The sequence below is a fragment of the Flavobacterium aquidurense genome, from assembly GCF_002217195.1.
GTDB lineage: Bacteria > Bacteroidota > Bacteroidia > Flavobacteriales > Flavobacteriaceae > Flavobacterium > Flavobacterium frigidimaris.
On record NZ_MUGR01000029.1, the window covers coordinates 25,304 to 48,384 of the forward strand.

23 protein-coding genes are annotated in these 23,081 nt (G+C 36.1%); 12 read left to right on the top strand and 11 right to left on the bottom strand.

From position 1 onward, the window contains the following. Nucleotides 1-29: 29 nt before the first annotated feature. Nucleotides 30-440 carry a single-stranded DNA-binding protein gene (locus tag B0A67_RS15655; protein ID WP_072964820.1) on the bottom strand — a complete coding sequence of 137 codons (411 nt, stop codon included), beginning with the start codon at nucleotides 438-440 and terminating at the stop codon, nucleotides 30-32. Between the two features lie 900 nt (nucleotides 441-1,340). On the opposite strand from B0A67_RS15655, the gene B0A67_RS15660 reads away from it, so the two are divergent. The 4 genes from B0A67_RS15660 (at nucleotide 1,341) to B0A67_RS15680 (ending at nucleotide 4,742) form a co-directional block, all read left to right on the top strand. Continuing rightward, nucleotides 1,341-2,006 (top strand): hypothetical protein, encoded by a 666-nt coding sequence (locus B0A67_RS15660; RefSeq protein ID WP_072964819.1) that lies wholly within the window; start codon nucleotides 1,341-1,343, stop codon nucleotides 2,004-2,006. A 217-nt stretch (nucleotides 2,007-2,223) separates the two neighbouring features. Next, nucleotides 2,224-2,784 carry a hypothetical protein gene (locus tag B0A67_RS15665; protein ID WP_072964818.1) on the top strand — a complete coding sequence of 187 codons (561 nt, stop codon included), beginning with the start codon at nucleotides 2,224-2,226 and terminating at the stop codon, nucleotides 2,782-2,784. Nucleotides 2,785-2,951: 167 nt separating this feature from the next. Further along, nucleotides 2,952-3,473 carry a hypothetical protein gene (locus B0A67_RS15670; protein WP_072964817.1) on the top strand — a complete coding sequence of 174 codons (522 nt, stop codon included), beginning with the start codon at nucleotides 2,952-2,954 and terminating at the stop codon, nucleotides 3,471-3,473. Nucleotides 3,474-3,677: 204 nt separating this feature from the next. Next, entirely contained in the window at nucleotides 3,678-4,742 is a 1,065-nt protein-coding gene (locus B0A67_RS15680; protein WP_123887420.1) for a hypothetical protein, read from the top strand. Nucleotides 4,743-5,015: 273 nt separating this feature from the next. Here the strand turns inward: B0A67_RS15680 and B0A67_RS15685 are convergent, their stop codons facing one another. The 5 genes from B0A67_RS15685 to B0A67_RS15705 all read right to left on the bottom strand — a co-directional run bounded on the left by B0A67_RS15685 (nucleotide 5,016) and on the right by B0A67_RS15705 (nucleotide 9,010). Next, nucleotides 5,016-5,498, bottom strand: coding sequence for a hypothetical protein (locus tag B0A67_RS15685; RefSeq protein WP_072964815.1), 483 nt, complete (start codon nucleotides 5,496-5,498; stop codon nucleotides 5,016-5,018). A gap of 238 nt (nucleotides 5,499-5,736) precedes the next feature. Continuing rightward, the gene (locus tag B0A67_RS15690; protein WP_072964814.1) at nucleotides 5,737-6,228 is read right to left on the bottom strand and encodes a hypothetical protein; all 492 of its coding nucleotides are present in this window, start codon (nucleotides 6,226-6,228) and stop codon (nucleotides 5,737-5,739) included. Between the two features lie 277 nt (nucleotides 6,229-6,505). Next, a complete protein-coding gene (locus B0A67_RS15695) occupies nucleotides 6,506-7,072 on the bottom strand; it encodes a porin family protein (protein WP_072964813.1) in 567 nt (188 codons plus the stop codon). A gap of 247 nt (nucleotides 7,073-7,319) precedes the next feature. Then, nucleotides 7,320-8,027 (bottom strand): LytR/AlgR family response regulator transcription factor, encoded by a 708-nt coding sequence (locus B0A67_RS15700; protein WP_072964812.1) that lies wholly within the window; start codon nucleotides 8,025-8,027, stop codon nucleotides 7,320-7,322. Continuing rightward, a complete protein-coding gene (locus B0A67_RS15705; RefSeq protein WP_072964811.1) occupies nucleotides 8,003-9,010 on the bottom strand; it encodes a sensor histidine kinase in 1,008 nt (335 codons plus the stop codon). Before B0A67_RS15705 ends, B0A67_RS15700 begins: the two co-directional genes overlap by 25 nt. A 187-nt stretch (nucleotides 9,011-9,197) precedes the next feature. Here B0A67_RS15705 and B0A67_RS15710 point away from each other — a divergent pair, with 187 nt between their 5' ends. The 4 genes from B0A67_RS15710 to B0A67_RS15725 all read left to right on the top strand — a co-directional run bounded on the left by B0A67_RS15710 (nucleotide 9,198) and on the right by B0A67_RS15725 (nucleotide 15,844). Then, nucleotides 9,198-10,172, top strand: a complete 975-nt coding sequence (locus B0A67_RS15710; protein ID WP_072964810.1) for a hypothetical protein — start codon at nucleotides 9,198-9,200, stop codon at nucleotides 10,170-10,172. 123 nt (nucleotides 10,173-10,295) lie between these two features. Beyond that, the gene (locus B0A67_RS15715; RefSeq protein WP_072964809.1) at nucleotides 10,296-11,627 is read left to right on the top strand and encodes a TolC family protein; all 1,332 of its coding nucleotides are present in this window, start codon (nucleotides 10,296-10,298) and stop codon (nucleotides 11,625-11,627) included. A 5-nt stretch (nucleotides 11,628-11,632) separates the two neighbouring features. Then, nucleotides 11,633-12,694 (top strand): efflux RND transporter periplasmic adaptor subunit, encoded by a 1,062-nt coding sequence (locus B0A67_RS15720; RefSeq protein WP_072964808.1) that lies wholly within the window; start codon nucleotides 11,633-11,635, stop codon nucleotides 12,692-12,694. Nucleotides 12,695-12,700: 6 nt separating this feature from the next. Continuing rightward, complete coding sequence (locus B0A67_RS15725; protein ID WP_072964807.1) at nucleotides 12,701-15,844, top strand: efflux RND transporter permease subunit; 3,144 nt, start codon at nucleotides 12,701-12,703, stop codon at nucleotides 15,842-15,844. Nucleotides 15,845-16,214: 370 nt separating this feature from the next. On the opposite strand, the gene B0A67_RS15730 is transcribed toward B0A67_RS15725, so the two are convergent. After that, a complete protein-coding gene (locus tag B0A67_RS15730; protein ID WP_242670976.1) occupies nucleotides 16,215-16,544 on the bottom strand; it encodes a helix-turn-helix domain-containing protein in 330 nt (109 codons plus the stop codon). Nucleotides 16,545-16,726: 182 nt separating this feature from the next. Further along, nucleotides 16,727-17,719 (bottom strand): NADP-dependent oxidoreductase, encoded by a 993-nt coding sequence (locus tag B0A67_RS15735; protein WP_072964805.1) that lies wholly within the window; start codon nucleotides 17,717-17,719, stop codon nucleotides 16,727-16,729. Between the two features lie 217 nt (nucleotides 17,720-17,936). Between B0A67_RS15735 and B0A67_RS15740 the strand changes: the two genes are divergently transcribed. Beyond that, the gene (locus B0A67_RS15740; protein WP_072964804.1) at nucleotides 17,937-18,308 is read left to right on the top strand and encodes a hypothetical protein; all 372 of its coding nucleotides are present in this window, start codon (nucleotides 17,937-17,939) and stop codon (nucleotides 18,306-18,308) included. 42 nt (nucleotides 18,309-18,350) lie between these two features. On the opposite strand, the gene B0A67_RS15745 is transcribed toward B0A67_RS15740, so the two are convergent. After that, nucleotides 18,351-19,154 (bottom strand): helix-turn-helix domain-containing protein, encoded by an 804-nt coding sequence (locus tag B0A67_RS15745; RefSeq protein WP_072964803.1) that lies wholly within the window; start codon nucleotides 19,152-19,154, stop codon nucleotides 18,351-18,353. A 969-nt stretch (nucleotides 19,155-20,123) separates the two neighbouring features. Between B0A67_RS15745 and B0A67_RS25425 the strand changes: the two genes are divergently transcribed. Continuing rightward, nucleotides 20,124-20,360, top strand: coding sequence for a DUF6965 family protein (locus tag B0A67_RS25425; protein ID WP_072964801.1), 237 nt, complete (start codon nucleotides 20,124-20,126; stop codon nucleotides 20,358-20,360). 22 nt (nucleotides 20,361-20,382) lie between these two features. Here the strand turns inward: B0A67_RS25425 and B0A67_RS25295 are convergent, their stop codons facing one another. Further along, nucleotides 20,383-20,514, bottom strand: a complete 132-nt coding sequence (locus tag B0A67_RS25295) for a hypothetical protein (RefSeq protein WP_262494741.1) — start codon at nucleotides 20,512-20,514, stop codon at nucleotides 20,383-20,385. Nucleotides 20,515-20,970: 456 nt separating this feature from the next. Here B0A67_RS25295 and B0A67_RS15765 point away from each other — a divergent pair, with 456 nt between their 5' ends. After that, nucleotides 20,971-21,534: a Crp/Fnr family transcriptional regulator gene (locus tag B0A67_RS15765; RefSeq protein WP_072964800.1), complete on the top strand. Its 564-nt coding sequence runs from the start codon at nucleotides 20,971-20,973 to the stop codon at nucleotides 21,532-21,534. Between the two features lie 144 nt (nucleotides 21,535-21,678). Next, a complete protein-coding gene (locus B0A67_RS15770) occupies nucleotides 21,679-22,068 on the top strand; it encodes a RidA family protein (RefSeq protein WP_072964799.1) in 390 nt (129 codons plus the stop codon). Between the two features lie 352 nt (nucleotides 22,069-22,420). Here the strand turns inward: B0A67_RS15770 and B0A67_RS15775 are convergent, their stop codons facing one another. Then, nucleotides 22,421-22,930, bottom strand: a complete 510-nt coding sequence (locus B0A67_RS15775; RefSeq protein WP_072964798.1) for a response regulator — start codon at nucleotides 22,928-22,930, stop codon at nucleotides 22,421-22,423. Nucleotides 22,931-23,081: the final 151 nt, after the last annotated feature.

Below are 23,081 nucleotides of genomic sequence, written 5' to 3' on the forward strand. Positions count from 1 at the left end.
AAAATTGTTTAGACCCCTTTACTGCCTGCTCAAAACGGGATGTCGTCCTCAGGCTCTTTTAAGGTGGATTTTTTGTTTTCTCCCTGCTCTGCAGTCTGTCCAGTTTTCAATGCCTGCGCGCCTTCGGACTTCTTCCCGCCTCCGTGCAGTTTGATATTCGAGGTATTGAAATTCAGCCCCGCGCGCGGTTCCCCGTCATTACCTGTCCACGCCCTTGCGCTTACCATGCCTGTGAGCTCCACCACCGTGCCTTTGGTCAGCCACTCGGCAACCCTTGGGCTTATCCAGTAGGCGCACTCGAAAAAGGTGGTCTGCTCTACCCTGTCGCCTTTTCTGTTTTTGTAGCTCTCGTTGATGGCTACCGAAAAATTTACTACCTGTCTGCTGTCTGACAATGTGCTTACTTTCGCATCTTTTGTCAATCTTCCTGTAATGTTCATGATTTCTGATTTTTAAATGTTTACTATTACTTAATTACTATAGTTCTTTCTGCCTTGTATGTTTTTACACTCCTGCCATACCGCAACATACACACCGTCTTTCTCCCTTACCCGCCCCGCATTTTTACTTTTTTTTTACTTTTCTTTTTTTTTTAATTTATTCGGCAATGAGAGCAGGCGCTGTTTTGTTTCATCACTCTGTTTTTCAATATTTCAATTCTCATTTCTGACATTTTTTTTTATTCGTCTAAAGAGCCGCAGTATGCTATGTTTTGTTTCATGAGCATAAAAAGGTGAGTGTCCCCCAAAAGCAAGGCTCTGGCAAAAAATACAACCCGGATGGGTGGAGATTTTTTGGCAAGACCTGAAAGGCCCGGCCTTGCTTTGGCTTATGGACACGGACTACCTTTGCTCCTGAAATAAGACAAAAGCATACTGTGTCTTTGATAAAAAGTAAAAGGGAAGCAATTGGGATACTATGGACTAACAGCTGTGAGGAAGAAAAGCAGTCAGCTCCATAATGAATTCCAAAGATGGACCCACAAGTTTCAAGGCCCCAGGCACTCTAAATCTGCAGATAAAAAACTTAAAATTACACACATTGGCTGATTTTCAGCGATCGTAAAATAGTAACGGGACAAGTAAATAACAGATGTACAACTACTTCTGCAAAACTGAAAGATTAGTATTTATTGTTATATTCGCTTAAAAAAGCTTACTAATTGCACATAGGCAACTAAAAAAGGCCTTATTGGTGCTATTTTATGGCTGGTATAATTTAGTTGTGTGTCATTGCGAAAAGCGCTGAATGGAAAAGTAATTATTTAGAGTTTGGAGAAGAAATCAGGACGAAAATTTTAACTGTGCATAACAGCTACAACATAAATATAAAATCCAATAATGAAACAACTTTTAGTAATTTTAATATTAACGGCTTCTATTAATAGTTTATCAGCACAAACTGAAAAAATTATTGATAAAAAAAGCGGGAATATCTATTACGGACATTTTTCAAAAAAAATTAATTCAGAAAAAGATTTGCCGAAAAATGTACAATCAAATTTGAAAGGCTATTTGAATAAAATTTTACCTTCAATGATTGACAGCATAAAATTTTCCCATGGTCAAATTATTGATCTGGAAAAAATGTTTAAAGAAGAACCTGTAACCTTCAATAAGATGAGAATAGTACCAAAATATGAATTGACTTTTTACTTAAAAAATAAATCTATTGGTATTAAAAATTATAATTTAGAAATTGGCCTTGATGAATATGGTCAAATATTAGAAACAAATTGGCCTAAAGAAACTCTCCTATTAAATAATTTTAAAAGTCTAACTGAAATTGAAACTATTGCTTTAAACCACGCTAAAAATAAAAAAATTGATTATAAGTCATATGATGTAAATTTAGTTTATGAGAAAGATATAGATAAACTATTTTGGATTATCAATTTACATGTGAAAGCAGAAGAAAGTACGACAGAATTTTACAGAATAGAAATTCCATGGAATTCATTAAAAATATCAAATAAAAGTACAGCTTATCAAAATACAATGTATTGAGCCCAAGCTTTTACGTCGCACAACAACTATAATCCATTTAGCCAATTGTGGTAATTGGACGTTTGTTTTGTATTGAATGATTTACTTAGTCTATTGTTAGGATAGTGTGCTTTGCCAGTCCGCTATAGGATGGTGTGGCAAATCCAAAGAATGGGCTTAATTAATACCAAGCCAGTAGTACAAGAATATTAGCAACCATCATAAAAAGAGCATTATAATGAAAAGACAGCTATTAAATACTATATTTTTAATTACGGTATTACTCTCAAACTTATTAAATGAGTCCTGTAAGAATGTTGAAGAACAAAAAAAACCAGAAAAATCAACTAATCAGGTTATCTCCCCAAAAGAACACGCTTGTATTAATGCTAAAGAAGAACAGCTTCCACCACCAGATCAAAATACGATTCTCTCATCTGCAAAACTCGAAATAAACGAGGAAAATAGAAAATATTTTGTTACGATAAATTTAATTGCTGATAAGTTGGTTGATTTTAATGGAAAAGACCAACAGCTTTATAAAATTGAAACAACAAACAAAAACAGGACAAGAAGTCTTTATTTTGCTCTTCCAATAGCTTATAACAAATATTGGAATGAATTAAAAATATTCCCTGATAAAGAAAATAAAATTTTAGAAATCGGTTTTAAAGAAAAGGGAAACTCAAAAACATTCTATAAAATTTACGGATATAAATATGAAAACGAAGATTTCGGAGATGGTCATATTGAGATAAAATCAAATTTTGAAAAGGATCGATATAGAATAATCGACTAGATAAATTAACTACAGCTAACAGAAACTACAAAGGATTTGGACAATAGTATTAATGGAAAACTGGTTTTGACATTGGGAAGTTTTGACAATCAGAATAAGGTGCTTAATTTACTCACAGCCCGCGGTAGTACCAGAACATTAGTGACAATCAACTTAAAAAACAGAACATGAATTACATAATAATTAAGCAGATAAAATCAATTACAGTAATTGCTATTCTAATATTTCCCTTGGTTTGTTTTTCACAAAAAGACACAAGTAAAACCGTGATTAATGGTTTTTCGAAAGAAAGGAAAGACATTCCTGCAAAAATAGTTTCGAACAAAACAATTGGAATAGTAGATACAATTCCAGCTTTAATAAAGTTTAAATTTATAGATGATAAAAACAGAGAAATTGAATTAACAAGGATGACTATTGCAAATTTAGAATTGCGTGAAACTTTTAAATTTGAACCCGATTTGCTGAAAACGGATGATTTTGGTTATTATAGTATTTATTTAAAACCTGCTAACTATTCTCTTTTATTTCATGATAACACATATGGCGAGTTAAAAATTGATTCGTTAAAATTAACCTCAGGACAAATACAAGAAATTATTGTTAATCTTGGCTCAAGAATTACAATTGAAGAATACAAAACAATTCAAGGAGAAACATTGCATTTACAATCTGAAAAAAGTAATTAAAGTGGAAAATGAAGCCAGTCACTAGCAGCTACAACGGATTTGGGCAATTGGCTTAATGGAAAGTTGGTTTTGTATTTGGGATGGTTTACTTCGTCTGTTCGCTTCGCTCGGGTGGCAAATCCGAACAATGGGCTTAATTTAGTCTCAAACCTGCTATAGTACAAGAACCTTGGCAGTAATTTATTCAAAAACCTAGATAAAATAATGAAAATAGGCATATGCAAACTTTGTAAAATAAACCCAGCAAGTTCCATTGCTTCTCATATCTTTTCCCATTTTTTTATAAAGTCTATGTTAAATCCCCTCGATGAAAACAAAAGGGGATATGGTTCAAGCTATAACATATCAAGCAATAAGTTTTTAGATGTTTTTTTTGAAAGAAAATTAGACTCTCAAAAAATAAATGAGGTGCTTGGCAGAGAAATAACTGATGAGGAAATTGAAAATCTCGTTGACCACTATGCAGTAAAATATATTCTCTGTAAAAATTGTGAAGACAAATTTGAAAGAATAGAAAATTATTTCAATATAACAGTATTCAAAGAAGTTTTTAACAATAAGCACAAGCAAGTAATAATTAACAATAATCAGATAATTCATTTATTAGAGAATGCAAATAATAATATTGTCAGACTTTTTATTCTATCGTTAATTTGGAGAGCATCAATCGTTAAATTTGATAATTTCATATTAAATCATCGTGATCAAGAACAGATAAGAAAATTATTAAATGAGTGTCTTGATTTAGATATAAATGAGTTAGAAAAAAAGACAATATATCACCAGAAAAAAATTAGATCATATCCTCTAATGCTCTTTTCTACACGTTTTTTTTCAGATACGACAAGTAATTTAGTGCATATTGACAAATCTACCTCTCCATACTTTTTTAAAATTAATGAGTATATAATTTTATTGGGGACTAAACAAAATCAGATAAGATTTAATACAAATGCTTTTTATGGATTATCAAAATATATTAACTATAATGAATCCATTAATATCAATGAAGAAACTATCAAAATAACTGAAATTTCCGGATCAGATTTTCATTCAATTAAAGATGAAATTTTCACCAAAATTGGAGACGAATTTATAATTCAATTAGTCACAATTTTCACCAGCCTTTATCACTCATTTTACGGAAATTTAGCACCCAAAGAAATAGTACAAAACTTCCTAGATGACTTTATAGATGAAGATATTACAATTGCTGAAAAGTATTCACCTGGAAACATTAAAAAGAAAATATCCGAATATCTAGTTTAAACTACTGCATCTTGTTATATATCAAGGATAAAATCCATTAATTCTAGAATTCTTTTGACAAACAAAGACCTTCTCAGCATATTTTTTACTGTGTAAGTTTTGCTGAAAAATTATAAAATAAGGATATCAGGTGCAGAATAGCCCAAAGAATCTGCACCCGGCTGATATTGAAAAAATGAAATTTGATCCTTTATCACCAAGAAATCAAATCAATATTTCTAAAGTAAATAGGACCTACTCTCACGTAAAAAATAGAATAATTGCATGAAATGGCTATACTGTAATTGAAGTAATAGCTTGACAAGTCATTTTTTCAATACTTACATTTACTTTCTTTTTCATGAACCATAAAAAATAAAGTCCTTTCAGACTGCCCCCAATCTGAAAAGTGTAATTCCAGCAAATCCATACCTGCTCTCCTTTTTTGTAACATAGTATATGATAACTCACTATTGGACAAATCCAGCCAAAAAAGGAAGTAATATTTCTAATTTCTCCCTTATGGGTTGTATCGGGAGCCATTTTTTTAAGTGACTCCAAAGTATTCTTCTCTTTTTTTTCAACCACGGAATGTAAACTCAACTGGTTTGTTTTTGGAAACCAGAACTCGTCCAAAAATGCCGGGTTTCCTACTATACGGTTAATAACACTGCATTGCTTGAAACTTTTTAATTTTGTATCCAAATCTTTTGGAGCTTCCAGTGAGACTGTGGTCAACGTAATTTTTTGTGTGTGGTATTGAAGTCGTTTAAACATTATTTATAATTATTAGGCTTTACACCCCCTTACGAAAGCTTGAAAAAATATTATACTAAGGAGGTAGTAAAATCATAAAACTATAATACTAAATCTACTTATAATGAAGGTTTTGAAATCCCGATCAAAAGTGTTTTTTTGAAGTATTAAAATAAAGTATCGATCGTCCCTTTTCTTGAGTAATAAGCTAAAAATGAGTAATGCTACTGTACACGACTCTTCTTATTTACTTTTTCCCTCATGATACGCCACACTGCAGCATCCTTTTTAAATTACCAAATCCTACATTAATATAAGCCATTAATGGCTCCTTGAGTAAAAATTTAAAAACCAACGCCCGAAGTCCCTTAGCAGTTACAAAAGTAAAATCAACGGTGACTTGAGTTGCATCAACATACAACTGTCTAACCTGGACATAACACATCACTTCTTTTAAAAAAAAGCCTCCCCGTCCCGTTATATTGAAAAACCGTAAAACAAAAGAGATATTTGGAATATAATAAAGCATTTCCTGCTCCATTAAGGAATAATCATCAAAATACAGGACCCTGCTAGCTGCCCCTTGGGTGCTTCGGGTATTTTTCATATCTATATAAATTCCCGGAAATAATCCATGACCTTTAACTACATACGCAAGATTAACTGAAACCAAATGCTCAAAAATAGAATCACAATTTCCCTTTATAATATCAACTATAGTATAATTTATTTCTTTTAATCTTAAAATCATCGGTTACATCAATACATTATTACGGAATGATTTGGCAGTAGATTCCTCAACTGTATCATTACTATTGTGATTTGTATAAGCAAAGACCTACTTTCCATCAAATATAATATGACTTTAATCTACATATCGATAAACCATATCCCGGGGTCGGTCAATAAGTAATATGAAAGTCCTATTTTGAGCTATATAATTAGTAAATATGCCCCTAATTTTGAATTGAGAAGCCATTTGTACTATGCTTACACAAATAATTTATTTTAAAATTCCTAGGTTTAGACTAAAACAATCGAAGTCCCAAACCTGCCTGAATCTGCTGGCTGTTGGCCTTGTCTCCAAAATTACTCACGTCGGAAAATCCCCAGACATATCTCGCATAAAGCGTCAATGGTCTGATATTGACCTCCGCTCCTGCAACAAATGAAAAATCAGTATTCTTAAATAGTTTCTTTCCATTCTGCGAAACGCTGTGATCAGTATTAGCAAGGAAACTAAACTGCGGGCCTGTCACTATAGTAATTAAACCTTCACTATTCAAACGCAATAAAACCGGTACACTGACATAATTAAGGGTTTTATCTTTTTTGAACACATTATCAAAAACATCTCGGTAATCGTTACTTAGTTTAGTATTGGTCTGATTGAATAAAACCTCTCCCTGAAGACCTATAAAGTCTGTTAGATTGAAATAGACAAAACCGCCAAGCTGGTACCCGAATTCAAAACCATCATCAAAGGCCTGACCGTCTAATTTATTCATATTAGCACCTGCTTTAGCTCCAATATGAAACTGGCTGTATCCAGCAAAAGAAAAAAACATTGCTGTAAGTAAAAAAAACTTTTTCATTTTATTTATATTTTTATTTCCCGTAAAAGTACCTGATAATAAAAATACTGATGTCTTTTTTACACCAACGACATGTTTTTTACACCAGTGACAGCCAAAGCAAATTACTTAAGAATAAATGCTAGTCAAGCTCTTCTTATCATTGGTCCCACCCTATTTTAAAGCACAGTAATACACTTCAAGATCTGATATATCCCTTCCTGAATAGTTGTGTTGTAATATATTTTGTTTTTTAAGGCAAAGGGAGCTAGTTGCTCCCCATGAGTAGAATCTTATATTTTCTCCCTACAGGTACCTCTTTGTCGTTGAGCAGGAACAGTACATTTTGTTTTTGGCATCTGATTTTCTTGGTGTTTACGATATAAGAACGGTGAACCCTTATAAAATCAGCATCATCTAACTCACTCAGTACGTTTTGTAGCGTTCCGTAGATCACTACTGGGATTTTGTTATCCTCAAGGTATAGTTTTAGATAGTGACCAATGCTTTCTATACAAATTACCTTATCAAGGGAAACCTCTTTCAATTCTCCGTTAAATTTAAATGTTAGCCTTTTACTTTTTGACTTTTTTTTCCTCACCAGCTCATATCCTGTATAATACGCTTTTAATTTTTCGATAGCTTTTGTAAAATCTTCCAGCGAAATAGGCTTCAGTAAATAATCAATAGCTTGCTGCTTATAGGCCGTAAGTGCATAATCCGAATAGGCTGTTGTGACAATAGTAAGTGGCCTGTTGGGTTGTAATTCCATAATGTCAATACCCGATATTACAGGCATATTGATATCCAAAAAAATAACATCATACTGAAATTCATTTAGCATCTGTAGCGCCTGCTTACCACTAAAAGCACTAGCGGTATGTTCCAAAAAGTCAAATTTAGAAATATGAGATGCCAAAGCCCTGTGGGCAGGTGACTCATCATCTATTATTAGGCAACGGTAGATAAACCCCATATATTTAGTTTTGCAATGAATAGCTCATCTTCTTTAGAACATGTAAATTCATGTCTGTAACCATAAACCTCAAGGCGCCTTTGCAGGTTGGAAAGCCCTATGCCTGTACCTTTACTTTGCATTCCCTGGTCAAGAAAATTATTCTGCATGATAAAAGACAAACTGTTCGATTCAACATTGATCTCAAAGACGATATAGGGATTGTCAGTTTCTGATGAAAATTTTACTGCGTTTTCCACCAAGGACATCAACAAAAGTGGAGGTATATAAACATCATCCATATTACCTGTGGAACTCTGCATAACAATGAGTCTTTCATTTCGAAATTTATAGTACTCAACATACTGCTTTAAGAAGTTAAATTCCTCTGATAAAACAATCAGGTCTTTTTTTGAGGTTTCTACCTGATACCTAAGAAGTTTTGAAAGGTTCAATATTCTTTCGGCCACGTTCTCAGGAACAGACAAGGCCTCACCATAAAGATTATTCATGGCATTGAGCAAAAAATGAGGATTCAACTGTTCTTTGAGCAGCGATAATTCCAGCTGTGTATTGAAAAGTTCCTTTCTCCCTTTCCTTATGTTGAGCAAGATCCACAAGTGCAGAAAATATATCCCTGAACCATTAAGTATGGTTCCCACTGTTGATATCAATGAAAACTTCCCAATCTCATTTATTCTAAAATACCATCCCAAAAAAAAATGCGCTAAAAACCAATACAAAATAAAACTCACAACAAAAGTCTTATACTTTTTTTTAATAAAAAGCTCTTTGATTAAACCAACATTACTGATGATCTGTAGCACATACATAGGAATAATAGCTATAATAATTTTCTTGACAACCAATGAATATCCAACCTTTTTAAAATTTATCTGGTCGTTGTAGTCCGTATAAACGCAAAAGAAAATCAGCATCATAAAAAATGTCAGTACAATTAGATTTCTGAGCCAAAAATTCTGATAAATATTCATCAATTTCATAAATGCAAAATTAACCTAATAATTTCATTAGTAGTCTATCAATCAGTCTTAAATTACTCAAACGGCGTTCACGTAATACTTGTGGCGTTCGTGTAAAATATCCAACTCCAGAATCACCTAGGCTGTACATTTGCAATAATATTGGCAAAGCAAAACCCTAAAATTTAACTGATTACAATATTTTTAAATGAGAATACAAAAGATTTATTATTTCCTGCTTTTTTCAGGCTTAACAGCAGCTGCGCAAGATAATGGTGCCAGAAGAGCTGGTAGAGCCATAACAGACAAATTTCCCCTAACACGAACCTTTGATGTGCAGTACGAGAGCATGGGTACCTCCGATTATGATACAAAAGTAATGGGTGAGGATTTTGAAAAAGCCACTGTAAAGAGCCATTCTCGTTTAAAAATCGCAACCAATATTCCTTTATACAAATCAGAATCGCAGCGTTTTTTCCTTACTAATACCCTGCGCTACAAATATGAGAATTATCATTTTGGAGAAGTCTACAATTATCTTTCCAGCGCCAGCACAACCAGGGCGGACCAAAATTATCATTATCTTGCCGAGTCGGTTAGTGCCACCTATTTTTTTTCTCTTTTCAGAAAACCTATTATCTACAATGCATCCATAACTGTTGATGGTAATGATAAGAATATTCAACGTGTCAAAGGACTAATAACTGCTACAATGGTGCTTAAGAAAACAGAAAACACGACTATGACTATAGGTGGTGTCGCTATGCTGGATCCCTCTTCCATTATTCCTTTTACCCCAATCTTTACCTACGAACATAAGTTTGAACGATCGCCGTGGAAAATTGACATTATACTGCCCCAGCGTATAAAAATGCAACGCCAGCTGTTTGAAAACGGACGTTTATCATTTGGAACTGAACTTAACAGCGAAAATTTTTACATCACTTTTGATAATCAAAAACTTAACGGTGTTTATGAACTCAATCAACTCGAGTTAAAAACTGGAATAATGTACGAATACAACTTTGCCAAAAACTTTGTTGCTACGCTAAAAGGAGGACTCAACAATATCATAACTTCCCGAATAACCCAAAAGGGTGAAAAAACAAATAATTATATCATTGAGAATAAACAGGATGCACAACTTTATTTTAATGCTGGACTTTCTTACAACCTTTTCTAAACAACCACCTGCGCGATTACATTTTAGAGATCCTTTACACGTGAGAAACACGCAAAAATGGCAAATTCTTATCTCTAATTTTCATTGTTCAACCTTAAGCAAGATCAAATACAGACCCAAAATATGAACAAACACATAATAGCAGCGATAACATTTCTGGTTTCTGCACATCTTACAGCACAGGAGTCATGGCCCCTTAAGCGATGTATTGAATATGGTTTTAAAAATAATAGAAATAATACCATTTATGCCAACGATAAACTTGCCGCTGATGCCAAGGCTAAGGAAGCGCTATCAGCTTACCTGCCCAAGATCAGTCTTACTTCAACATTAGACAATAACCTTAAACTACAGGAAAGTGTTATTCCTGCCGGAGTTTTTGGTGAGAAACCGATGAGGATAGCATTTTCACAAAAATTCAATGCCAATGCAACTGCCCAACTCGACCAGACCCTTTACGATCAGGCACTGATAACAGGACTTAAAGCAAATAAGTACAGCAAGCAAAAGGCAGATCTAAACACTCAGCAAAATCAGGAAGCCCTGATATACAATGTTACAACTGCATATTTCGAGATTTCGGTCTACCGACAGCAGCTTGATTTCCTGCAAAGCAATATGGAAACCTACAGCAGACAAATTCAGATATTCGAGCTTCAGGTCAGCAAAGGCATTACACTTCAAAAAGACCTTGATAAGGTAAGAGTAGATTTCAATAATACGAGATCTCAAATCCGTGTTGCACAAAGTAACCTACAGCTGGCAGAAAATGAACTTAAATTTGAAATGGGGTATCCTATTGAACAAGTTCTTGTTGTTAACTCGATAACACGGCAAGCTGCACCTTCCGCGTTACTTGCCGATCAAAGCGCAAATTTTGAAGTAGCTTCCAGGACTGATTACAAAATCTCTGAAGTAAATATAAAAATGCTGGAGATAGAGCAAAACCGCATTCAGGCTGAAGGGCTGCCCAAACTGACTGCATATGCACGATACGGGGCTGTGGGATTTGGTGATAATCTCACCAATGCCTACAGTGAAGTGTCAGACTTTGCTGCTATCGGACTTAAGTTGAACATTCCAATATTAGACTTCTACAAACGTAATGCACAGTATACACAGGCAAAAATAGAACATATCAATGCTGAAGAGCAGCTAAAAATAGATGAAAGCCGTTATAAGGTGGATCATCAAAATGCATTAACTAAGGTAATGCAGGAACAGGCAAATGTTGACAATAACCAGAGAAATGTGGCTCTTGCAGAATCAGTACTTAAAACCACAAACCTGCAATTGCAGAAAGGCGTTACTGATCTGACCGACTGGCTCAATACGCAAAACTCATTAAAGGAAGCTCAAAACAGCTATCTGAAATCCCTATACTCCTTTTTCCTTGCAAAGATTGATCTTGAAAAGGCATCAGGAACTTTACAATTTTTTTATAACTCACTTTAAAGACGATGAAAAAGAAATATATAATAATCCTTAGTGGTATTGTGCTGGCTGGGCTCATTACTTTTAAGCTGGGCTACAACAAAAGCAAAATCAACAAAAGCAACACTGTTACCCTGGCTCAGGAGATCAAAATACCGGTCACCGTAAGCACAGTTAAAAAACAATTGCAGCAAATTAATATGATAAAAACGGGCGTACTGGCTCCCTTTAAAGAGGCTAAGCTAATTTCAGTAAGCAGTGGCAATGTTCAAAAACTGCTCATCAAGCTTGGAGACAGGGTAAATCAGGGGCAGGTACTTGCTATAATCGATACACGTCTCTTGCAATTGGATCTTCAAAAATCCGAAACCAAAGTATCCAAACTGCGCAGTGACTTAAAAACCTATACCGAATTACTGCAGGGCAATGCCGCTACACAGGAAAAGGTTAACGAAATCCGTCAAAATTATCAGGATGCAGTCAATGCTTCTGATCAGATCAAAAGACAGTTAAATGATGCCAGAATCAAAGCGCCAACAAGCGGTATCATTGGTTCAAAAACCATTGAAGAAGGTGTATTTGTCTCAGGGGGCTCCGAAATTGCAACCATCGTAAACTTATCACAGCTTAAGGTACAAGTAAATCTTACTGAGACTGAAGTCTACAAGGTAAAAGAGGGGCAAAAAGTAAAACTCACTACCGATATTTATCCGGGAAAAGTTTTCGAAGGAGTAATCTCTTATATCAGTCCTCAGGCCGACCAAACCCACAGCTACGCCACAGAAATAAGAGCATCTAACGATAAAGACGCACCCTTGCGTTCAGGAACTTTTGTTTACACTGATTTTTCAAGAAAAACAAACCAGTCGATCATACTAATACCTCGCGAGGCTCTGACGCAAAGTACAAAAAATGCAACGGTATACGTTGTTAAAAATGGCAGGGTGAGATTGCGCAAAATAAAAACAGGCAGCGATTATAATAATGCTATACAGGTTCTAAGCGGGCTTACCCCTGGAGAACAAGTAGTAACATCAGGACAGATCAATCTGAAAGATGACGCATTAATAAGCATTTCAAAACAATAATACATTATGTCTATAACCGAAATTTCCATAAAAAGGCCACTGTTGCTGATTGTTATTTTTACCGTACTTATACTATTTGGTGTGGTATCCTATAGCAATCTAAATTACAACCTACTGCCGAGAATAGAAGTACCTACCGTATCGGTCACTACCACATATCCAGGTGCCGGCGCAGCAGAGATACAGACTTCTGTGACCAAAAAACTTGAAGATGCTTTTGCATCCATCGAAGGGCTTGATCAAATTACTTCAACTTCACAGGAAGGAGTTTCACAAATAGCCATTCAGTTCAAAAGCGGTACAAACATTGACAAAGCTGAACAGGACGTGCAACGCAAGGCTGATCAAGCCATAAATGATCTGCCCGATGATGCCGAGCGCCCTCTGGTAAACAAAGTAAACCTTGAAGAAGCCCCAGTAATTAAAGCTGGAATTACTGCTGGAATACCTCCTGGCGAACTTTATGAACTTGTGGACAAACAGCTCCGGCCTATATTACAAAATGTAAGCGGGGTGGGCCAGGTGAACATCATTGGAGGAGACCAACGTGAAATACAAATCAATATTGATCAGGATAAAATGCGTGGCTATGGGCTTTCAATAGCAGCTGTTACCAACGCCGTCAACAATGCCAATCTTTCCTTTCCCGCCGGAAGTATTGAAACTTCAAGCCAGCAGCTTTCTATACGATATGATGCCAATATTGCTTCTCTAGCACAGCTGCGTGAACTCATTATAAGCCAGCCTGCTGGCAAAGGCAGCATTTATCTAAGTGATATTGCTGAAGTAGTCGATGCTACGGCAAAGACAACTGCAATTAACCATATTAACGGCCTGCCTTCCATAGGTGTGCAGATTATCAAGCAGTCCGATGCCAATGCAGTGCATGTAAGTGAGCAGGTCAAAAAAGCCTTTGCCGAGATTCAGGCACAGTATACTTCCCAGAAACTTGAATTCAATATATCCTCCGACCAGAGTATATACACCCTTAAATCAGCAGATGCCGTGATGGAGGATCTTGTCCTTGCAATACTTATTGTGGGAATTGTTATGTTGGCATTCCTGCACAGTTTTAGAAGCTCAATGTTTGTACTTTTAGCTCTGCCCTCTTCTATCATACCCACTTTTATTGCGATGTATTTTTTTGGGTTTTCACTAAACCTGATGACTTTGATGGCCATGTCACTAGTGGTAGGCATTTTGGTGGATGACTCTATTGTGGTTCTTGAAAACATTTACAGGCATCTTGAAATGGGTTCTGACAAACGAACCGCAGCACTTGAAGGACGTAATGAAATAGGATTTACTGCCGTAGCTATTACCCTAGTTGATGTAGTTGTATTCCTGCCATTAGCCTTCTCAGGTGGGATAATTGGTTCATTGCTGCGTGAATTCTCACTCGTTGTGGTATTTTCAACATTGATGAGCCTATTTGTATCCTTTACCATTACACCGCTTCTTGCCAGCAGGTTCGGAAAAATAGAAAAATTAAATAAGGATACACTCTGGGGAAGAATTAATCTTGGTTTTGAACATTTTATTGATTCCCTTAAAATGGAATATGGAAAACTCCTTACCAAGGCATTAAACAGGAAAAGATATGTGCTCACGGGCGTAATATTACTTATCATTGGTGCAATTATACTTATACCTGCAGGCTTTATAGGTGCTGCCTTTATTCCAAAAGGTGATCAGGGTGAATTAGCTATCAACTTGGAACTCGACCCATCAGCCACTATATACAAGACCAATCTGCTGACACAGCAGGCGGAGAAAATTATCATGGCTGAGCCTATGGTAGTAAATGTATTTTCCAGTATTGGTTTTATTAGCGGCAGTGTATCGGGAAGCTCCAGTAATGCAAATCTTTCTGAGATCACCATTACTTTGGCCGATAAAAAAAATAGAAATATATCAGCAGAAGATTTTGGAATCATTCTACAGGAAAAACTAAGTAAAGCCATTCCTGGCGCAAAAATTACTGCATCTCCAACCTCGATAACCGGAGGAGCGAATGTCAGTCCGATTCAAATTGCCATTAAAGGTGTGGATCTTATAAAAGTGCGCAAAGTAGCTGAAGAATATCGTAAAATAGTGGCAACGGTGGCCGGAACACAATTTGTCAAATTATCAGTTAAGGATCCAAAGCCGGAGGTTGAAGTTAAACTCAACAGGGAAAAAATGACCCTGATGGGACTCAATGCCAGCCAGGTAGGTATGGCACTTCAAAATTCTTTTACGGGAAACAAAAAAAGCCAGTTTAAAAACGCCGGTAACGAATATGATATCCTCATTAGACTTGACGAGTTTAACCGTAACAATATCAATAGTGTAAGAAACCTCCCTTTTGTCAACAATGATGGAGAGGCTTTTGTGTTGAGCCAGTTTGCAGATATTACTGAATCAACCGGTGAGAGTACACTCCAGAGGAGTGACCGTCTGGGTACCATTAGTGTTCAGTCCAATGCGGCGGGAAGACCAACAGGAACCATAATTTCAGATATTAAAGAGAAAACTGACTCTATAAAACTGCCTGAAGGTATCACCATTGAATACCTTGGAGATGCCAAAAATCAAGGAGATGCTTTTGGAAGTCTTGGATTGGCTCTTTTAATTGCTATATTATTGGTGTACCTCATTATGGTGGCACTCTATGAAAATGCAGTATATCCTTTTGTTGTCCTTTTCTCAATACCCGTTGCGCTAATTGGAGCCCTTCTTGCCCTGGCACTTTCTATGGAGACCTTGAATATTTTTTCCATCATCGGTATTATTATGCTTTTGGGCCTTGTTTCAAAAAATGCGATCCTGATTGTCGATTTTACCAACCAGTTAAAAAACCAGGGAAAAGAAGTAAAAGAAGCGCTCGTGGAAGCAGGTGAAGAAAGGCTTCGTCCTATTCTTATGACCACACTTGCAATGATACTGGGCATGCTACCGATTGCTCTGGCTAGCGGTTCGGGAGCAGAGATAAAAAACGGAATGGCTTGGGTAATCATCGGAGGGCTTACCAGTTCTATGATCCTTACTCTTTTTGTTGTGCCGTCGATGTATCTAATTATTGACAGATTACAGGTACAATTCACCAAAAAGAAAACTTCGAATCCGCAAGAATATGGAACTACTAATAAAAACAAGCCTACGGAATAATTGGTTATATAAAAATAAAAAGCTTAAAGCACTTTACAATCTAATGACAGATTTGAAATGTGTTCCAATTCCTTTCTCTGCTTGATTGACAAACTTACTGAAACAATAAATAGAAATACGCCAACATATAATTATATTAAAAAAGAGAACTAAATTATTACAGTCATGAATAAATGTATAAAAAAAAATACCATATTTAGGATATAGGCTTCTGTCGCATCTGTCAGAATCAAATATAAGATTTTAAGTAATTTTAAAGTTAGCCCGCCAATTTACAGAATGATTTAAATATAGTTATCCCTGGTCTAACCATCTGATTCTTCCTCAGAATATGCACAACTTCAATTCCGCTCAATGTTGGTCTGGCCGATTAAAAACTTTTAAAACCTAATCCGTTTTGTATGCGCCATTTTATAAATCGATGATCTTGTGCATAGCCGATTTCACAAACACTCAAATTGGTATGGAGTAAGAGCGCTTTGGCTTCTGTTATAATCCGCTCTGTAATATGAGTTGTTGTCGATTTTCCGGTTACTTCTTTTATGGCTCGATTCAGGTAATTGACATGCACATTCAGATGTTGGCATAATGTTGGTCTGTTCTTAATTGAAGTGGATCTGAAGTCGTCAATGCGAAATTGTCTTTCGAGTAATTCCAAAAATACAGATGACAATGGAAAATGCATTCTTATTCTGTTCAAAATTTTCAGAAGGTTCCATCTTTAAAGATTCGTGTATAATGAGACTGATGTAATTGCGAATCAGCTTTTCTTTGATTTTGCAAATTTAAGAAAATCAAATATAATAAGAGCATTAAAGCAAAAAGGGATTTCTACGAATAGAAGTCCCTTTACTATATGCTGGCTAATCTGTAAGTTTTTAACTACGGAACAAGAATTATTTTTCCCACTGTATTTTTGGTCTGGATAATCTCGTGCGCTTTGGCCATATCTGCCAAAGGAAACAAATGTGAAATGTGGGTCTTGATTTTACCATCAGATAGAAGCTGGGCAATAGCTTCAATGTCTTTTAGATAACTATCATTAGGTGTTACATTTACTCGCTGAACTGTTACGTTCTTATCTGCTTTTGCCTTATCTGTAAATAGCTGGTCAGGATAAACGACAATACTTGACAGAATTCCTCCTTCTTTTAGTGTTTTGAGTGAACGCTGCAAATGCGTATCTTCTGTACTGTTCACTTCTGCCTCTACCCAGACAGCATCGTGAACGATATCGGCATCATTGATAAAATCTTCTACCGCCTGTATTTTATAATCAAAGAATTCGTCAGCACCAAGACCCAAAACAAAGTCTTTATTTTCACCAGAAGCTACACCGATCACATACGCTCCGAAATACTTAGCAATCTGCACAGCATAATGGCCCACGCCTCCCGAAGCACCGTATATAATGATCTTGTCGCCTTTTTTTACTTTGGCAAATTTCACCAAAGATGCCCAGGCTGTCAAGGCGGCCATTGTTGCCCCTGCCGCTTGTTCAAAACTTACATTGGCCGGTTTTATGGTCAACTCGTCCTGTGGAGCAGCTACAAATTCAGCATAAGCATTGGCCTGACCGATGAAGTTGAAATTCCCAAAGACTTCATCGCCGGCTTTGAATCTTCTCACGGCGCTGCCTGCCTCAATTACAATACCTGCTACATCCCAGCCAAGAATGATATTTTCTTCATCGCCTTTCATTGCATATATCATCTCCAAAGCTGGTTGGTTTCTTCTCACAAATGCATCTACAGGATTAATTGCTACTGCTTTAACTCGAACCAATACTTCGTTGTCTTTGATTTTTGGAACAGGAACTTCAGTTAAAATAAGGTTTCGAGGTTCACCTACTTCTTTTAAAACTATTGCTTTCATTATTTTCTTTATTTAGAATGACTTGTCAAAGGTAGATTAGGTTCTAATTTATCGTTTTGTTCAAATTGTCAAATTTGCTTTGCTGAAATTGTCAAAACTGCGAAGAAAATTTATTGCAATGCCATTTTAAACAATGTTTTTTTGACATTTTAAACAAAACATCTATAGTGTTTCTATGGTAAATTTGTACATCGATTTTTAATTAAAAACATTTAAAATGTCAGAACAATCAATTTTGCGACTTATGATGTCTGCAACAGTAAATCCCAATGAGTGGGAGAAATTAGAAGAATTTATGGCAGCAGCAAAAATAGCAGTGCAAAAAGAAGGAGATGGTGTTTTAATACACGAATGCCATTACAATCCGCAGACCCTTGAAATTATTTTCCTGGAATCTTATGCTGACCAAAATGAATTAATGAAACATGCACAGTCATTTGCTACTGTAATGAATGAGCACAAAGTGGAGTGGAAAATAAACAGGATAGACCTGCTGGGTAACTATTCGGAAGAGCTTTTTGCAATGATGAAGGGACTATCAGATGGCGCTCAGGTAAACCTTTACAAGAAAATATTTAAGAACAAATAATAATCCGTAATGGATTATTCTTTGTTTAGAATTACCCTAAATCTATTGTAGATCAGAGGGCGAATAGCCAAACTGTTTTTTAAAGGCAAATGAAAAATGGGAGAGATTTTCAAAACCGATTTCCAGATAAATGTCTCCCGCTTTTTTGTCTTTTTTGGAAAGTTGAAAATGCGCCAACTCTAGGCGTTTTCTTGTAAGCCAGCGTTGTGGTGTGATTTTAAACGCTTTCTTAAAATCTCTTATAAATGTTGAAAGACTGCGCCCTGTGAGGTAGGCAAATTTTTCGAGAGGCATATTGAATTTGTAATGCTGCTCCATAAAATCAACGAGGTTTATTTTCCCCGGTTCTGAGAAATCCGCCAAAATGCCATCTATATGTGGGTCAATGTAACGAAGTATGGAAATTGCCTCTTCAAATTTAAGCTTTGCAATATTTTCAGGAAGTTTCTGCTCCAGTTCAAAATAAGGAATGATGGAGGAAAAAAAACTTTTCAATAGTGGCTGTTCACTTAAAATCTGAACTGACAACTCTGGTGACACCCTCAATATTGGTTTTTCTTTTGCATAAAATTCCTTCAGTCTTTCTACCGTCAACCCGAATACTACAGCTTTATAAGGTCTCTCGTCTTTGGGCTGCTTTATTACTGCGGAGATTTGATTTCTGGGAAAAAGCAGCATACTGCCTGCACCAAATACATATGATCTGTTTGCCTGAATAATTTTCATTTCTCCCGAAATGATCAGTACAAAAGAGTGAAAATCAAGACTAAGGTCGTCTTTGTAAATTCCTTCTTCTGTAACGTTCCATACAAGGTCTGTAAACTGGTTAAAATTTTGTTTTGCCATTGATCTTGATTTATTTTTAGCTTTTATAACAGCTGGATCGAAATATCAAAAATACAAATATTAAGATAAAATTAGTTTGTTCATATTGTCAGATTTAGTTTGTTTAAAATGTCAAATCTAAATTTCCTTAATTATTTAAATCGCAAAATTTGTTCTGTCGCATGTGTCAAAATCAAATGTAAGAATGGAGTTGCCTCCAATTTTGCCTCAAAAAGCTAAGGCAGTTTTAATAAAAAGAGAATAATGATTTGTTTTTTACGCTACATTTTCACTAAAACCCCAGCAGGACATCCAAACCAAATTCTTTAAGCAAATGAAAGTCAGGCACTACCAATAGTAAGCCAATTTCTTCAAATCCTCAATAAAATTTATAGAAATTTGTCCTGTTCCTGTCACAAACAAGCCAAATAGCTCCAATTGAAGACAATTGGAGCCATTTTTTTATAATCTCACTTATTTTTATTAGTCTAAAGAGCCAGGCTCCTCAGCAGCCCTAGCCCCGATTGCTTCGCCAGTTCGCTTCGCTCGTGTGCAGTGGAAATCCTTTTGTGCCGGTGTTCGGCACAAAAGATTGAAGCGTACAGCGGGAAAAAGCTCCTAAAAAATAATATCAAACCCAAAAAGATACAACCAAAAATTACGACAAGGACCACTGTAATTCCCAAAACCCGATCAAAGACCCAAAAACCGCAGCCAAAAACACCCAGCCCCTATGACCCGCAGAACCCTTATAAGGAACCCCAAAGCGGCCCCAAAGACATAACCTGCAAGGACATAGAAAAGTACCTTACAGATAATGACCCACCGGAGGGGTCTCAAACTGATTCTAAAAAGTAAAAATAAATTCGGCATAGTAATTTGATGACTGCCAGGATAGTTGGAACAAAAGCAGAGAAGACAACTTAAATTTTAAGCCAACAAAACCCCTCATCCCTTGACAGGCCTCAACTTTTTACCTATTTTTGCCCCATGACCCCAGAAGAAATAAAACGCTATTTTCAAGCCACTCCCCCGCCTGAGGAAGTGGAATTAAAGCCATGGGCGAGAATCACAGATTCCCAGCTTTTCCTTAAAAGCTGTTTTCTAACTATATACCATTACAAAGGAGACCTTGAGATGTGCCCTGCCTGGTGGCATTTAAAAGAGTTTTATACACTTGTAAGACGAGGTTCAAAGGAAACTAAAAGCGAGAATCAAACGGAGTAAACCCGAAATTTTCAACCCTGTTTTAAGCGCATCTTTCCCAGCTTGCCCCCACTCTGCCCTTTCTCTTCTTCATCTCTGACTCAACCAAAGGTGTAAACTTATAAACCCAGCGCTGAATAGTAGCATGATCAAGAGAAACTCCTCGCATTTTCATGATCTCTTGAGCATCCCGATAGGGTAATGTAAACCTAAGCTTAAGATATATGGCCTGCAGTAAAATAGACTTCGGATAGCAATGACCTTTAGTATTCATGAGTTTAAGAATTAAAAAGGCAAAGATAAAACTTAGCTTTAGATGCGACAGATCCCTTATTAGTACACCAAAAAATTTTAGTCTTTTTTACTAAAAACAGGTGGTCAACATCACTTAGTTTTACAATTTGTAATTTGAAGCATTACTCCTGACCATTATCTGGCTTCTTTTGTCCAGATCTTTACCTTGATTTTAATGTACTTCATTAGCACTCCTATTTTTTTTGTACTTTTGTTTTAGCTTAAATCCCGAAGCAAACTGATGTCTTATGGCACTGCTTGTTATTGAATTTGTTATTTATATTTTCGCAAGAGGCAATGGTTTTAGGTAGGCTGTTAGAAAAATAGAAAACATTTTATGGAGGAAAAACTAAGAGAACATATAGAAAAAGTAGTACCACTCAGTGATGAGGAATTTACCTTTGTATTGACTCATTTTATGGTCAAGAAGTTTAAGAAACACCAGTTTATTATCCAGAAGGGCGATCAGGTGAAATATTCTTACTTTGTAGTATCGGGGCTTTTAAAATTGGTTCATACAGATGATTCGGTAAAAGAACATATCATTTCCTTTGCGATGGAAGATTGGTGGGAAAGTGATTATTATGCCTTTTACACGCAGACTGAAGCAACTCTATCGTTGGAATGTTTGGAAGACACTGAAGTGCTCGCACTTTCCTTCGAAAATTATCGAAAGCTATGTGATGGCCTCCAAAAGATGGAACGTTTCTTCCTCGAGAAATCGAGTTTTGGTTTTATTGGAGCGCAGCGACGCATATTGTCGCTGATTAGCTCTAATGCAAAAGAACGCTATGAGCAATTGCTTAAACGATATCCTTCTTTATTTCATCGAGTCCCAAAATCACTGATTGCTGCCTATCTGGGCGTGTCCAGAGAAACCCTGAGCAGATTTTCCCGTTAACCGAACAAAGGGCCTGGTGTGACAAACCTCACACCATAATCGTGAGTAATGTCATCTTCAAAATCCCTGCATTCCATCTAACTTTGGATTATTAATTAAATACAACCATGGACTATCCATGGCAACAGAAAATCCCAAAAAAGAATGGAAAAGAAAATCACTAATCCCTGGAAATGGCAAGATCAACTCAGTTTTGTACAAGCTGTAGAAGTAATACAAACACAAGGTACACTCTACGTTTCAGGGCAAACAGCCATCAGCGCTGATGGACAATCGAGTACTGGCGACATGAAAACACAATTGACTGGAGCCATACAAAATCTGGAACAAGTAATCCGCGAAGCTGGTTACGACTGCAAAAATATTGTGCACTTAAAGATCTACACCATCTCAACTGCAGATCTTTGGCCCCAGTTTCCTATCCTTCAGGAATGGATCGCCAAAAATGACATCAAACTGACGATGACTTTGTTAGAGGTAAAAGGTCTTTTTGAAACACTGACAGTGGAGCTGGAAGCTATAGCAGTAAGATAACCCTTCATCAATTGCAGTGAATGGGTTAAGGATCAATAGGCTCCTAAAGACCACAAAAAAGAAGAGGCTGTCCGAAAAGTAATTTCGGACAGTTTTTTTTTGTTTTTCATATTGGTTTTACTAAATTTAGGTACTAAAATCAATGATTATGCGGCTAAAACAGTATCATAAGGAAAAAATAAACGGATGATACCGGAAAATCAAACAGCGGTATTAAATTCTGTAAATACTTTTTTATAATTACTCCATACTGGATTTATAGTATTATATCCCCATTGCAATTACACAATCAATTATAGCTATTGCAAGGATAAAGTCCGAATTAAAATATGCAGGGAGAAAAGCGGATTATTTAATCCTTGTGAGATATATTCTTTTCCGAAACAAAAAATAAACTTATAACCGGTCTTAGTAAAGCTTTGGCCCAGTGCAGAAGAAATACTTTTTTGAGCACCAGCACAAAACCATTAAAAGAACTGGGCTTCTGGACATAGAGGTCCGCTCCCTTATCAAAGGTATCTTCAATATCCGAAGCATGGTCCCAGGTGGAGAGCATAACGGTGGGAATATCACGAAGGTCTTTATCGTTCTTTATTTCTTCCAGCGCCTTTTTGCCTCCTTTAACGGGCATATTGATATCGATAAAAATAATATCGGGATCTCTCTGGGACTGATCCCTGAGGTTATCGAGGAGCTCCTGCCCGTTCTCTACGGTAGTTACCTCAGAGGCAATCTCTGCTTCATCCAGGGCATCGATGAATAATTCCTGGTCGTCTTTATCATCTTCGGCCAATATAATCTTTACCGGCTCCTTTTCTTCTGAGTCATTAGTGGTTAGGGCTGGATTTTCAGAACTTATCATCTTAAAGGGGGTTTAGAATTGTCAAAAATACTATATATTATATAATAAAATTTGCTGCAAATCAATAATCTTAAAATCAGTAACAAATTTAGATATAAGGCGCAGTGGCAAATAATAAATGGGCGGCAATTTTGCCAACAAACAAAAGGAC